Annotated in this window: 1 protein-coding gene; it reads left to right on the forward strand. The window is 48.6% G+C overall.

Going from position 1 to position 321, the window contains the following annotated elements:
* Nucleotides 1-321, forward strand: a 321-nt coding sequence (locus HK25_RS13195; RefSeq protein WP_158092969.1) for a hypothetical protein, incomplete at both ends; no start/stop codon positions are given.

Consider the following 321-nt stretch of genomic DNA (forward strand, 5'->3'; position numbering starts at 1 on the left):
CGGCAAACGCTGCCGTGCCATCGTCTCAGATACTGGATTCCAGTGGGAATCTTCTGGCAAAAACCGGAGCAATCCGACTTAATTATAATACGGGAACCTCTGCTACTACTGAGCTGAATTTTTACTCATCCGGCGGCACTAATAATGACGGGTTCCTTACCGTTCTTGGTGGCTCTGGCGCAGTTGATGGTGAAATGTGGATTGGTGCAAAACAACTGACCTGCTATGCTGCTTTCCCGATTGGTACAGCCACATTTCCATTCAGTGGCGCAGTTCTTCAGAGTGCTGTACAGGTAGTCTCTGACGCAAACGATAAAACCA

It is taken from the genome of Acetobacter sp. DsW_059 (assembly GCF_002153695.1).
GTDB classification, from domain to species: Bacteria; Pseudomonadota; Alphaproteobacteria; order Acetobacterales; family Acetobacteraceae; genus Acetobacter; species Acetobacter thailandicus.